Origin of the sequence: Thermoactinomyces sp. CICC 10521, from assembly GCF_016055135.1 — a bacterium.
Classification (GTDB): Bacteria; Bacillota; Bacilli; order Thermoactinomycetales; family Thermoactinomycetaceae; genus Thermoactinomyces_A; species Thermoactinomyces_A daqus.
This window is the reverse complement of record NZ_JAECVZ010000004.1, coordinates 50,470-63,315: the sequence shown is the minus strand read 5'-3', so window position 1 is coordinate 63,315 and position 12,846 is coordinate 50,470. Positions and strand designations below refer to the sequence as shown.

Here is a 12,846-nt window from a genome sequence, read left to right as displayed (position 1 = left end):
TCAATCGGTACATTGGAAACCTATTTCCAGTCTTCCCATTCAAATCTTTCAACAGTATAGCACAAAACGGGCTGATTCCTCATCATACCCTTGCGACAAAATGGCAAATGGGTAGAGTTAGAATATATTTTTGTGTCGAAATGTTGAAATCTTTTCAGTATAATAAGTATAATTCCATTATTTTTATCGAATTTATGAAATCAGGAGGGCTCGGACGTGAAAAATCGTTGGATTTCGATCCTCGTTTGGGCTGCGATCTCCGCCCTCGGCGCAGCAGGTTTCGCCATTTTGGCCCTGCACCGGGGCGAATCGGTCAACGCCATGTGGCTCATCGTCGCCGCCATTTGCACTTATGCAGTCGCTTATCGGTTTTATTCCCGTTTTATGGCCAGAAAAGTTTTTGAATTGGATGACAATCGAAAAACTCCGGCAGAAATTCATAATGACGGAAAAGATTTTGTGCCGACCAACAAATGGATCTTATTTGGACACCATTTTGCGGCGATCGCCGGGGCCGGACCGCTGGTAGGGCCGATTCTGGCTGCCCAGATGGGCTATCTCCCGGGAACCTTATGGATTATCGTCGGGGTTGTCCTCGGAGGAGCCGTACAGGATTTTATCATCTTGTTCGGGTCAATGCGCCGCAACGGCAAATCGCTTGGGGACATGGCCCGCGAAGAAATCGGTCCGGTCGGCGGATTTACTGCGATGTTTGCCATCCTGGGCATTATGATCATCCTGATTGCCGTCCTCGCATTGGTCGTCGTGAAAGCGCTCGCAAACAGCCCGTGGGGAATGTTTACCATCGCCATGACGCTCCCGATCGCTTTGTTCATGGGACTGTACATGCGGTATATCCGCCCCGGCAAGGTGCTGGAAGTATCCCTGATCGGCTTTGTTCTGCTCTTGCTCGCTTTATACGGCGGCCAGTATGTTTCCCAGCATCCTTCGCTCGCAGCCCTGTTCACGTTTGACGGAAAGACGATTGCCTGGATGATGATCATCTACGGCTTTATCGCTTCGGTTCTGCCCGTGTGGCTGCTGCTGGCTCCTCGCGATTACCTCAGCACGTTTCTCAAGGTTGGAACGATCGGGGCTTTGGCGCTCGGAATTCTGCTGGTGATGCCGGATTTGCAGATGCCTGCGTTTACCCGTTTTATCGACGGAACCGGTCCCGTTTTCGCCGGCAATCTGTTCCCGTTTGTGTTTATCACCATCGCCTGTGGTTCCATCTCCGGATTCCATGCGCTGGTCTCTTCGGGAACAACGCCGAAAATGATCATGCGCGAATCGCATGCGCCGATGATCGGCTACGGGGGCATGCTGACCGAATCGTTTGTCGCGATCATGGCTTTGATCGCCGCCTGTGTCTTGACGCCGGGAACCTACTTTGCGCTGAACAGTCCCGCTTCGGTGATCGGCACGGATCTGGCAACCGCCGCCCATACGATTTCCCAATTTGGCGACATCTTTAAAGTCACGCCGCAAGATCTTCAGCAGTTGGCGCAATCGATCGGGGAAAAAACCATCCTGTCCCGCACAGGAGGCGCTCCGACGCTGGCGATTGGAATGGCCACCATATTCTCGAGCATCATCGGCGGCAAAACAATGATGGCTTTTTGGTATCATTTTGCCATTCTCTTTGAAGCCGTCTTCATCCTGACCACCATCGACGCCGGAACGCGGGTGGGGCGTTTCATCCTGCAGGACTTGCTAGGCCGCTTTGCCCCCAAACTGGGCAAAACCGACTGGTACCCGGCCAACGTCCTGTCCAGCGCGCTCATCGTCGCCGCCTGGGGATATTTCCTCTATCAGGGTGTAGTCGACCCGCTTGGCGGGATTAACACGTTATGGCCGCTGTTTGGAATCGCCAACCAGATGCTGGCGGTCGTCGCCCTGGTCGTCGGCTCAACCATATTGATCAAAATGGGCAAAACGGCTTACTCCTGGATCACCATCGTCCCGCTTGCCTGGCTGACGGCAGTAACCATGACAGCCGGCTGGCAAAAGCTTTTCCATGAAAAAGCGTCGATCAGTTTTCTGAAAGCGGCCGATGTCTACCAAAAAGCAATTTCCTCCGGACAGGTGCTGAACCCGGCCAAGTCGGTCGAAGAAATGCAAAGAATCGTGCTGAATAATCAGATCGATGCCATTCTTACTGCGATCTTCATGATTTTGGTGGCCGTGATCGTCATTGATGCAATCCGCGTCTGGTACAAAATCCTGGTCAAGCGTGAAAAGCTTCCATTAAAAGAATCTCCCTATATCGGCCGTCAATCCGGGGTGATCGGGGGATGATGCGCATGAATGGCGATCAGGCCTGCCCCAAATGGAAACGGGCTTTCCGAAAAATCGCCTATGTGCTGAATGAAATCGCGGGAGTGCCCAACTATGAACGCTATCTGGAACATTTCCGGAAAGCTCATCCGGATGAAACCCCGCTGACCGAAGCGGAATTTCACCGGCGGGCCATCGACGAAAAATACGGGGGAGGCTCCATCCGCCGCTGTTGTTAACCTTTCTCCAACCTCTTCTTGCATAAAAAGAATCCCGGTCTGAGATGATGTAAGTAGAGGAGGAGAAAGAATGGCCGGATTGTTGCTTAAATTGATCATCTGTCCGCTCGTCGTAATCTTCGCAGACCGGGTCCTGAGCGAAGTGTACTTCTTTAACATTTATCAGGCCATCGTGACCGGCGTTTTGCTCGCTCTGACGGGGCACTTGATGGAAATCATCTTTCTCAGGCGCGGGCGTCTTTGGGAAAATAACGTCCTCGATTTCATTTTCGCTTCGCTGATCGTCTATTTTGTCGGCCAACTGCTCCCAGGCGCATATGTCAATGTGTTTGGCGCTCTGGTGACAGGATGGCTGCTAGCCGTGACGGAACATTTTCAGCACCGCTGGTTGCTTCGGACTGGCAGGACGCAAAAAGAGCTTGCTTAAAAGCGCAGCAAAAAACCAGGCCCTGAACCGCCTGGTTTTTTGTCATTTCAGATGTGCCCCGTTTTCCGACTGTTGCTTCGTCTCTCCCGCCTTTTCATGATCTTGTGCCAGTTTCACCGGTTCCGGCTTTTTCTCCTCATCCTCGCTCAAAATCCCGTTGGTGGCTTTTTTAAACTCACGTATGGATTTGCCGACAGCCCGTCCCAGTTCGGGAAGTTTTTTCGGGCCGAACAAGATAAGAGCGACGACGAAGATCAGAATCCATTCAATTCCGCTGATACTCACTCTCTTCCCTCCTTTAAGGGACAAGTCACAACATTTCTATTTTATTATATACCGGAAACGGTTACACCCAAAGGAGGGAAATCTTATCTTGGAGAAAAACCATTTCGGGAACGCTGCTTTTTGCGATACCACTGGAACAGGAAATAGAGCAGAAGCAGCACACCGGCGACAATGGCCGCATCATCGGTGTAGGGAGCGGCGATCTCCTCGATCTCTTTCCAACTACTGCCCAGCTGCATTCCCAGATATAAAAACAGTACCGACCACGGAACAATCGCCAGCGTGGTCAACAGAGTAAAGCGGGACAGCGGCATTTTGGAAATTCCGGCCGGAATGGAAATGGCATGGCGAACGACCGGAATAAAGCGCGCGCCAAAGATCACACCCGTGCCGTAACGGTCAAACCAGGACTCTGCCACATCCAAATGCTTTTTCTTGATCAGGAGATATTTGCCGTACTTCTCCAAAAAAGGGCGGCCGCCGTAATAACCGATCCAGTACAGAAAAACCTGGGCCAGAACCCCGCCGATCGTGCCGGCAATCAGGGCTCCGACAAAATTGATTTGCCCGGAAGCGATGAGAAAACCGCCATAGGCAAGAACGATTTCGCTCGGAATTACCTCAACCATCAGTCCAAGAGCGATGCCGAAATAACCCAGACTGGAAAGCCACTCCAGCACCGAATAGATAAATTGGTCCATTTTCGTATCCCCTTACCTGCCTTTTTCATTGCGATTTTCTGTGAAGTGTCATAATGGTCGGCGGGGCCCCTTCGCTCCCATCTTGGCAATGGTCGCTCAAAGGGGTTTCACTCCCCTCCGAATGTTGTTAATTTTCATCCCGGATTGTTTTAGACAGGGCATAAATGTTTTCTATCATCTTTGATCATAATGGAAGGCAATGTTTGCCGTCCAGCCAATTACCAGAGATGTCACAAACTATTCTATGCAACAAAAAACCCGGGCTTGCCCTTTTCGGGAAGTCCGGGTTTTATCCGGCGCTTTTATTGACCCCTTTTTTCAACGTCTTTTCGCGCTCTCCTGAAGTCAGCGAAAGAGCCTGCATGATCTGCTTCTGCCAATCTTCTTCTTTCAGCAGTTGCTCGTCAAACCGTTTCTGCGTTTGTTTGAGAGAGATGATCTCCTTTTGAATTCCCTCAACCGTTTCGCTGGTTTCACTCCATTGCCGGCTCAATTCTTCCACACGGGTTTCGACACGGAGCAAACCCTCACTCAGCTTGGCAAGATCCGCTTTCATCTGTTCAATGTTGGCGCTTTGTACGTCCAGCCGTTCCATAATCGCATGCAATAAGGACTTTACTTCATCCATTACATCAGCCTCATTCGTTTCCTTTTTATTCCATTATAAAGAAAAAACACAGGCTGTACAGTATTTGTTCTGAATTTTTAATCATCCGTTTTGGATGCAATCGGGAAAGTTCGGGGGCAGCGATTCATAAAAAACCGCACCCGGATTTGGATGCGGTTTTTCGGAGATTGGTTTAAAGTTGCTCAGAGACCACTTGCGCTTGTGTGAACAGCAAGAGGTAGTCGCGTCCGCCTGCTTTGGAGCCGGTTCCGGACATGTTGAAACCGCCGAAAGGATGAACGCCGACCAATGCGCCTGTGCATTTGCGGTTGAAATACAGATTGCCGACGAAAAACTCTTCGCGGGCTTTTTCCAAATGCAGACGGTTGCGGCTGATCACGGAACCCGTCAGGCCAAACTCGGTGTTGTTGGCAATTTCCAACGCATGGTCAAAGTCTTTTGCTTTGATGAAAGCGACTACGGGACCAAAGATCTCTTCCTGAGCGATGCGGGCATCTGGTGCCACATCAGCGAATACCGTCGGTTGAATGAAATAGCCGTTTCCTTCCGCTTTCCCGCCGCCGGTCATCAAGCGCCCTTCTTTTTTCCCGATTTCAATATACTCGAGAATTTTATTGTACGCTTTTTCATCCACAACCGGACCGAGGTCGATGCCCGGCGTTTGCGCTTCGCCGACTTTCAATTGGCTGGTTTTAGCCACCACTTTTTCCAACAGTTCGTCATAAATATCCTGATGTGCAATGACGCGTGAGCAGGCCGAGCATTTTTGCCCGGAGAACCCGAATGCCGATTTGACAATCGTCTCTGCCGCAAAGTCCAGATCACAATCGGAATCGACAACAATGCCGTCCTTGCCGCCCATCTCCGCGATGACGCGCTTGATCCATTTTTGTCCCGGCGCCCGTTTTGCAGCCAATTCATTAATGCGCAAGCCGACTTCTTTGGAGCCGGTGAAGGAAATGAACCGGGTGAGCGGATGGGTTACAAAGTATTCGCCCACTTCGCCGCCGGGACCCGGAACGTAGTTGACCACGCCATCCGGCACCCCGGCTTCGTGCAAGACTTCCATGAATTTCGCGGCGATCACGTTGGTCGGAGTGGCCGGTTTCAGGACAACGGTGTTTCCGGTGACAATGGCCGACGTGGTCATTCCCACCAAGATGGCAAGCGGGAAGTTCCACGGCGGAATGATGGCGCCAACTCCGAGCGGCCGGTAATAAAGATGGTTGTCTTCACCTGGAATGCGCACCAACGGTTGCCGCTCGCTTAAACGGATCATTTCCCGACCGTAAAACTCCATGAAATCGATGGCCTCAGCGGTATCCGCATCTGCTTCCACCCAGCTTTTTCCCGCTTCGAGCACCATCCAGGCGGAAAACTCATGCTTTTTGCGGCGGAGAATGGCAGCCGCCTTAAACAGCAGAGACGCCCGTGCCTCCGGTTTTACTTTTTTCCAGCTTTTAAAAGTTTCATATGCCGTTTGCATCGCTTTTTCGGCCAATTCGGTATCTGCTTCGTTAACAATCCCGATCACTTCATCCACATTGGACGGGTTGATTGATTTTACCTTGCGGCCGGTTTTGATCCGTTCCCCGCCGATAATAATGTCATACTCTTTGCCCATCTCCGCCTTTACTTTCAATAAAGCGGTTTCAAAAGCTTTCCGGTTTTCCTCTTTGGAGAAATCTGTAAAGGGTTCGTTTTTAAATTCGATCATCAGAGGTACCTCCTTTTTAGGCAAAAACCTTTGCGCAACAGGATAAATCGATTGGACCATTCCCGGACGTTTCCATTTTACCTTATTGTCATTAGGTTCATCAATGAGGGAATTATATACCTATTGTTTAATTTCATTTATGAACATATAATGAAAATGGTCTTTTTCACCTAAATAATATGTAATCAATTAATTTTCTCGAAGTGGAGGAATGGGAAATGTCCCTTTCGCGCAAAGTGGTGCTAACGTTGGCTGGAAATAAAGCGGTTACATCGTTTGTCTCCAACTATGGCATGAAACTGGGAGCCGCCCGTTTTGTCGCCGGAGAAAGCTTGCGTGCTGCAATGGACAGGGTCAAGCATTTGAATGACGAAGGATTGATCGTCACTTTGGATCACCTCGGCGAAAGCGTTACCAGCCGTGAAGAAGCCCTCGAAGCAACCCAGGCCGCCATCGACATTTTCGATGCCATCAAAGAAAACGGTGTCAACTCCAACGTATCAGTCAAATTGACGCAACTCGGTTTGGATATCGATCATGCATTCTGTTTGGAGAACATGAACCGGATTGCCCAAAAAGCAAAAGAAACCCAAAATTTTGTCCGCATCGACATGGAAGATACCCCGCGTTTGGATGTGACCATCGACATCTTTAACACACTGGTGGACAAATACGGAAAAGACCATATCGGATTGGTGATTCAATCCTATCTCTACCGATCTGAGCAGGATGTTATCAATCTGGGTAAGAAAAATGTGAATTTGCGCATTGTGAAAGGGGCATACAAAGAGCCTGCCAGCGTCGCTTTTCCGAACAAAAAAGATGTGGATCGCAACTATGTAAAACTGGTTCAGCTTCACTTGCAAAACGGAAACTATACGGCAATCGCCACCCATGACGAAGCGATCATTCATGAACTGAAAGCATGGTTGAAAGAAAACCGGATTCCTGACAATCTCTATGAATTTCAAATGCTCTACGGAGTGCGTAACGGCTTGCAGCGACAACTTGTCAGCGAAGGCTATAAAGTTCGTGTCTACACTCCGTACGGCAAGGACTGGTATCCCTATTTCACACGCCGGATCGCCGAGCGCCCGGCCAACGCCTTTTTCGTGTTAAAGAGCTTCTTCCAAAATTGATCACTTTTTCTGCTTCTGTTCCTTTTGTCGCTATCCTGGGAACGGGGTCGAGTGACTTTTCCTCCTTCCTGTCACCCGAACCCCAAGGACAGAAGCATTTTTTCCATAAAAAAGCAACACAGATCGGCTGGTTTGCCGCAAACTCCTCCTTTTGCGCCCCTTTTCGATTCTAACCGATCGACTCCTTTCATAAAATTTAGCAACTTTTCCAAAAGGAGCGATCGTATGCACCACCCTGATTCACATGCGTTTGAACAGCGCTTTTGGCTTCCGGTCTTAAAAGACCACTGCCAGTTTATCCTTGATGCCCTTTCCCCCGGAGAACAAGAGGAAATTCAAAAGGCTTCTGCCCTGCTGCAAACCTTCTTGCAACTGGCGAAACGGGCGGAAACAGCTGATTTGGAAGTGTGCCAGAAAGCAGCCGAGGAGCTGAGAGAATTTAAATTGCATCTTTTATGCCGGTTGCTTACCGACCAGTTTTCCTTTCATCTTCCCCCTACGTTCATCAATCACATGGTAAATGAGCTGGAAGAATATATGCGCATCCTGTCCAGCCTTCGCCGCGGTCAAACCCCTCCGCCCCTGCACCCGCTGCATCATCACCTGTTGTGGCTGCCGGACGCGGCCGGACACGCCGAAGGACTGCAAATCAACACGGACGGAGTGGAAAAGAAAATCAAGGAAAAGCAGCACCACTTTATCAAAACCTTTGAATCTTTTTATATTAAGGCGGTTGAGTTAACCGGATATCTGCGCACCCGTCTCCATCATTTCCCGTCCCTGGCCCGTTTCAATAAAGAAGTTGAACTGGAAATCATCCTGTTTCAGTCTTTTTTAAAAGAGCTGGTGGAAATGGGACTGACCAAAGAAGTGCTGGGGACGATTGCTCCGCTGATGGCCGACCATATGTATCGGGAAGAATGCTATTATCTGCACAAACTGGCACAAGTTTCTGCCGCCAGGCAACCCAAATGCTCCCCTTTTCCCAAAGAATGAGACGCATCCAATCAAGAAAGGCCGACCGGACATATTTTATTGAAAACAAACAGGAGGAGTCTGCGATGGGCAGCGTCATCAGTAAATGGGAAAACGCTCTTCTCATGCGGCAAGACGAATATGTGGCTCCGCATATCCCGATCACCCACCGGCTGAGTTCGGATACCCTGAAGCACATGCTTCAGTTTTTTCCCTTTGTCTATCTGAAGCCCGACAATTCCTGCCAGGGAAAGGGGCTGATGCGCATCGACCGGCTGGAAAGCGGACATTTTGCACTCCGCGTACGGGATGACGGAACCCGGTCCGTTCACGCATCGCATGCTTCCCTTCTGCAGGCGATTCACCGCAAAAAAATGAACCGCCGACACTATATCGTCCAGCAGGGAATCAACAGCAAAACACTGGGCGGTCGGATGTTTGACATCCGCACTCATCTCATGCGCATCGACGGCCGCTGGGTTGTCGTCGGCATCGTGGCGCGGATTGCCCGCGAAAAGGGATTTGTCACCAACGCCTACAGCGGTGGCAAGTCATACCACGTGTTTCCGCTCCTGGTCGAAAAACTGGGCTATGGCGAAATGGAAGCCCGCTTTCTGATCGATCAAATGATGCATCTTTCCCGCCGGGCAACCAAGCGGATCAGTTCGGTCTATCCCAAATGGTCCGAATTCGGGCTGGATATCGGAATCGATCAGGAGGGGCATTTATGGATTTACGAAATCAATGTCCATCCCGGAACCCTCGTTTTCAAAAACTTAGGCGACGCAGAACACCAACATATTCTGGAAATGCGAAAGCGGGCAGGGTAAACCGGGATTTTCCGGCGAAAATGCGTTGCAGGCCGGGCCATGTCTCCCTGCTCGCCTCCTCATGTTCCGGATGATCGCCCGGTAACCCCCCACGCTCCCCCCATTTTGCTTCACTTTCTTTATGTGTTCTTCTCTTTCAGCGCTTCCAGGTTGACGCATAAGGCGACGAGGCAATGGCACACTAAGAAAAAACAGGGAGGCGATTGATTTGAATCATGTCATGCACCTCATCATCAAATTTCTGCTGACCAGTATGATTTTATATGCCATCCTCGGCTTTATCTATGGCATCGATTCTTCCACCGTGTTGTTGACCAGCGTAATTTTGACCCTGATCGGCTATTTTGGAGATCTCTTTCTGCTTCCGCGCATGGGAAACGTTTTTACGACCGTGTCCGACTTAATCCTTTCTTTTATCGTTGTCTGGGCGTTGGGAACCTGGCTGTTTGACAGGGACATCGGTACGCAGGATTACCAAACCAATCTCGTTCCGCTGTTCCAAATCTCTCTGGTGATCGCGATCGTATATACCGTTGTTGATTGGTTTTACCACCGGTGGTTGTTTAAATATATGGGGAGAAAAGAAGTTTTTTCGCGATAAAAAATCCCCCGGCCGTCGTGGGCAGGGGGAGTCGGTGATTAACAAACATACTTCTCGGCATCGATAATCCGGGCGGCGATGTTCCGTTTGACAGCCACTTCATTGATCGGCTGGATGCGGGTGAATTTTTTGAGGATGGAAAGTTGGGTTCTCAGTGTATCCCCTTCTTCCAAGGCAGCCAATGTGTGGCGGGCAAGGGCATCCACTTTTTGCATCGAATCATAGACAAAGGCACGGGTATAATCGATTTTGAGCTGCTCTTTTTCTTCGCCATTTTTGGCGACCGCTTTTTTGGTACGGAGAAGAACGCTTTCCATGGCAAAGGTCTCAATTGCGATGTCCGCGATATCCCGCAAGATCTCCTGCTCTTTTTGCAATTCTTGTTCATATTTTTGCACAGCCAGCCCGGCAACCATCAGGAAGATTTTCTTCGCATTTTCTACATAATTTTCTTCCGCTTCCAACACCGGTGCCTCTTCATCCGGGAGGTACGGCATCAGTGTGAGCAAATCTTCCTGCAACTCCTGCGCTTTTTGGAGGAAGGGCAATTCGCCTTTTAACGTTTTGCGCATCAGCGTGGCCGGAATGATCAGGCGGTTAATTTCATTGGTTCCTTCAAAGATCCGGTTAATGCGGGAGTCACGGTACATGTTTTCGATCTCGTACTCTTGCATGAAACCGTATCCGCCGTGGATTTGTACCCCTTCGTCCACCACATAATCGAGCACTTCCGATCCGAATACCTTGGCGATGGAACATTCAATCGCCAATTCCCCGATCGCTTTGGCCGCAACGGCACCTTCGGCGTCTTCCACCCCTTCCAGTCCCGCCTCAAACATGCCGGCAATGCGGTAGACCAAGCTTTCCAACGCGTAGGTTTTTATGGCCATGTTGGCCAATTTTTCACGGATCAGTCCGAATTTGGCGATCGGAATCTTAAACTGTTTGCGCTGTTTGGCGTAGTTTGCGGAGATTTCAAGCGCCCGTTTGGAAGAACCGCAAGTTCCCACCGCCAGTTTGTAACGGCCGATATTCAGGATATTGAAGGCGATTTTATGTCCTTTCCCCGCTTCGCCCAAAAGGTTTTCCACCGGAACTTTTGCATCCTGCAATATCAGTGTTCGGGTGGATGATCCTTTGATCCCCATCTTTTTCTCTTCCGGGCCGACGGAAACGCCGGGGAAGTCGCGTTCGACGATAAACGCGGTGAATTGATCCCCGTCAATTTTCGCGTAAACGATAAAGACGTCGGCAAAGCCGGAGTTGGTGATCCACTGCTTTTCTCCGTTCAAAATGTAATATTTTCCGTCATCGCTCAAAACAGCGGTGGTTTTCGCTCCCAAAGCGTCTGAACCGGATCCCGGCTCCGTCAGGGCGTATGCAGCAATCTTCGCACCCGTTGCCAGGTCAGGCAGATATTTTTTCTTTTGTTCTTCATTGCCAAAGAAGACAATCGGCAAGGAACCGATTCCCACATGAGCCCCGTGGGAGAGTGCAAAGGAACGTCCCAAGGATAATTTCTCCGTAATCAGGCTGGAGCTGATTTTATCCAATCCGAGCCCGTTGTACTTTTCAGGAACGTCGGCGCCGAGCAACCCCAGTTCGCCGGCTTCTTTCAACAAGCGGACCGTATGTTCAAAACGATGCTCTTCAATTTCCGGAAGCACGGGCAAAACCTGATCCCTGACAAAATCCTCCGTCATTTTCGCAATCATTTTCTGCTCTTCGGTAAATTCTTCAGGGGTAAATACCTCTTCCGGTTCGGTTTGGGAAAGCAGATAAGCGCCGCCTTTGACTTTCTTATTTTCTGCCATATCTATCCCTCCAAATTCGATTTGGTCACCTTCAGACGCGTTCGATGAGCCCGGCCGCTCCCATGCCGCCGCCAATGCACATCGTCACCAGACCATACCGTTTATTGCGCCGTTTTAACTCATTCAAAATCGAAACCGTCAATTTCGCCCCGGTGCAGCCGAGCGGATGACCGAGGGCAATCGCCCCGCCGTTCACGTTGACGATATCCGGATTCAATCCAAGTTCCCGGATCACGGCGATCGCCTGGGAAGCAAAAGCTTCGTTTAACTCAACCAAATCGATCTCATCCAGGCTGACTCCCGTTTTCTTTAACAATTTGGGCACGGCTGCCACGGGCCCGATCCCCATCACATCCGGGTCTACCCCGCCGAGAACAAAGCCGCGGAAGACGGCCAAAGGCTCTACTCCCAGTTCCTCCGCCTTCTCGCGGGACATCACCATCACAGCTGCCGCTCCGTCGCTCGTTTGCGAAGAGTTTCCGGCCGTTACGGTTCCGCCCGATTGAAAGGCAGGGCGCAATTTGCCCAGAACCTCCAGGGACGTATCAGGCCGAACGCCTTCATCTGTATCAAAAACCCGTTCTTCCACCCGCAACTTGCCTTTTTCATCAAAAACATGTGTCTTGACCGTAACCGGGACGATTTCATCCTTGAATTTGCCCTCTTGAATGGCCGCATAAGCTTTTTGATGGCTGGCGAGGGCAAACCGGTCCTGATCTTCACGGGAGACATTGTAGCGCTTCGCCACCTCTTCCGCGGTATGCCCCATGGACATGTAGGCTTCCGGCAGATGATCCATCAGCCAGGGATTGGGCGCCGGCTTATAGCCCCCCATCGGCACCATGCTCATGCTCTCCACGCCGCCGGCGATGATGATATCAGCAAAGTTGCACATAATTTTCTCCGCGGCGATGGCAATTGTCTGCAATCCGGACGAACAGAAACGGTTCACCGTCATTCCCGGAACATCCGTGGGCAGCCCGGCTCGCAGCGCTACCAGGCGGGCCATGTTCATCCCTTGCTCCCCTTCGGGAAAAGCACACCCCAAAATCACGTCTTCCACTTCTTTCGGGTCTACCTGAGGAACCCGCCGCATGAGGTCTTTGACCACTTGAGCGGCCAGATCATCGGGACGGGTCGTTTTCAGCGTCCCTTTGTGGGCCTTGCCGACTGCGGTCCGGGCGCCGGCCACAATCACTGCTTCGCGCATGTT

General features: G+C 50.7%; 13 protein-coding genes. 7 read left to right on the top strand and 6 right to left on the bottom strand.

The annotated features are described in order from the left end of the window. The first annotated feature begins 216 nt into the window (after window positions 1-216). The 3 genes from I8U17_RS04575 to I8U17_RS04565 all read left to right on the top strand — a co-directional run bounded on the left by I8U17_RS04575 (window position 217) and on the right by I8U17_RS04565 (window position 2,943). A complete protein-coding gene (locus tag I8U17_RS04575) occupies window positions 217-2,298 on the top strand; it encodes a carbon starvation CstA family protein (RefSeq protein ID WP_033100068.1) in 2,082 nt (693 codons plus the stop codon). Beyond that, window positions 2,295-2,516 carry a YbdD/YjiX family protein gene (locus tag I8U17_RS04570; protein ID WP_232330909.1) on the top strand — a complete coding sequence of 74 codons (222 nt, stop codon included), beginning with the start codon at window positions 2,295-2,297 and terminating at the stop codon, window positions 2,514-2,516. Before I8U17_RS04575 ends, I8U17_RS04570 begins: the two co-directional genes overlap by 4 nt. A gap of 70 nt (window positions 2,517-2,586) precedes the next feature. Beyond that, a complete protein-coding gene (locus I8U17_RS04565) occupies window positions 2,587-2,943 on the top strand; it encodes a DUF2512 family protein (protein WP_033100067.1) in 357 nt (118 codons plus the stop codon). Window positions 2,944-2,985: 42 nt separating this feature from the next. Here the strand turns inward: I8U17_RS04565 and I8U17_RS04560 are convergent, their stop codons facing one another. The 4 genes from I8U17_RS04560 to pruA all read right to left on the bottom strand — a co-directional run bounded on the left by I8U17_RS04560 (window position 2,986) and on the right by pruA (window position 6,277). Further along, on the bottom strand, window positions 2,986-3,228 hold the full coding sequence (locus I8U17_RS04560) for a twin-arginine translocase TatA/TatE family subunit (RefSeq protein WP_033100066.1): 243 nt from the start codon (window positions 3,226-3,228) through the stop codon (window positions 2,986-2,988). Between the two features lie 83 nt (window positions 3,229-3,311). Further along, entirely contained in the window at window positions 3,312-3,929 is a 618-nt protein-coding gene (gene uptA, locus I8U17_RS04555; protein WP_033100065.1) for an undecaprenyl phosphate transporter UptA, read from the bottom strand. 289 nt (window positions 3,930-4,218) lie between these two features. Next, window positions 4,219-4,557: a hypothetical protein gene (locus I8U17_RS04550; RefSeq protein WP_033100064.1), complete on the bottom strand. Its 339-nt coding sequence runs from the start codon at window positions 4,555-4,557 to the stop codon at window positions 4,219-4,221. A gap of 172 nt (window positions 4,558-4,729) precedes the next feature. Next, window positions 4,730-6,277, bottom strand: coding sequence for an L-glutamate gamma-semialdehyde dehydrogenase (gene pruA / locus I8U17_RS04545; RefSeq protein WP_198059118.1), 1,548 nt, complete (start codon window positions 6,275-6,277; stop codon window positions 4,730-4,732). A 215-nt stretch (window positions 6,278-6,492) separates the two neighbouring features. On the opposite strand from pruA, the gene I8U17_RS04540 reads away from it, so the two are divergent. From I8U17_RS04540 to I8U17_RS04525, 4 genes are all read left to right on the top strand, one after another. Continuing rightward, the gene (locus I8U17_RS04540) at window positions 6,493-7,413 is read left to right on the top strand and encodes a proline dehydrogenase family protein (RefSeq protein WP_198055850.1); all 921 of its coding nucleotides are present in this window, start codon (window positions 6,493-6,495) and stop codon (window positions 7,411-7,413) included. A 225-nt stretch (window positions 7,414-7,638) separates the two neighbouring features. After that, window positions 7,639-8,409, top strand: coding sequence for a DUF2935 domain-containing protein (locus I8U17_RS04535; RefSeq protein ID WP_033100062.1), 771 nt, complete (start codon window positions 7,639-7,641; stop codon window positions 8,407-8,409). A 65-nt stretch (window positions 8,410-8,474) separates the two neighbouring features. Beyond that, on the top strand, window positions 8,475-9,218 hold the full coding sequence (locus I8U17_RS04530) for a YheC/YheD family protein (protein WP_198055849.1): 744 nt from the start codon (window positions 8,475-8,477) through the stop codon (window positions 9,216-9,218). Window positions 9,219-9,426: 208 nt separating this feature from the next. After that, the gene (locus I8U17_RS04525; RefSeq protein WP_052154020.1) at window positions 9,427-9,819 is read left to right on the top strand and encodes a DUF2512 family protein; all 393 of its coding nucleotides are present in this window, start codon (window positions 9,427-9,429) and stop codon (window positions 9,817-9,819) included. 38 nt (window positions 9,820-9,857) lie between these two features. Here I8U17_RS04525 and I8U17_RS04520 read toward each other — a convergent pair whose 3' ends face one another. Beyond that, on the bottom strand, window positions 9,858-11,633 hold the full coding sequence (locus I8U17_RS04520) for an acyl-CoA dehydrogenase family protein (protein ID WP_033100060.1): 1,776 nt from the start codon (window positions 11,631-11,633) through the stop codon (window positions 9,858-9,860). Window positions 11,634-11,664: 31 nt separating this feature from the next. Next, window positions 11,665-12,843 carry an acetyl-CoA C-acyltransferase gene (locus I8U17_RS04515; protein ID WP_198055848.1) on the bottom strand — a complete coding sequence of 393 codons (1,179 nt, stop codon included), beginning with the start codon at window positions 12,841-12,843 and terminating at the stop codon, window positions 11,665-11,667. Between the last annotated feature and the right edge of the window lie 3 nt (window positions 12,844-12,846).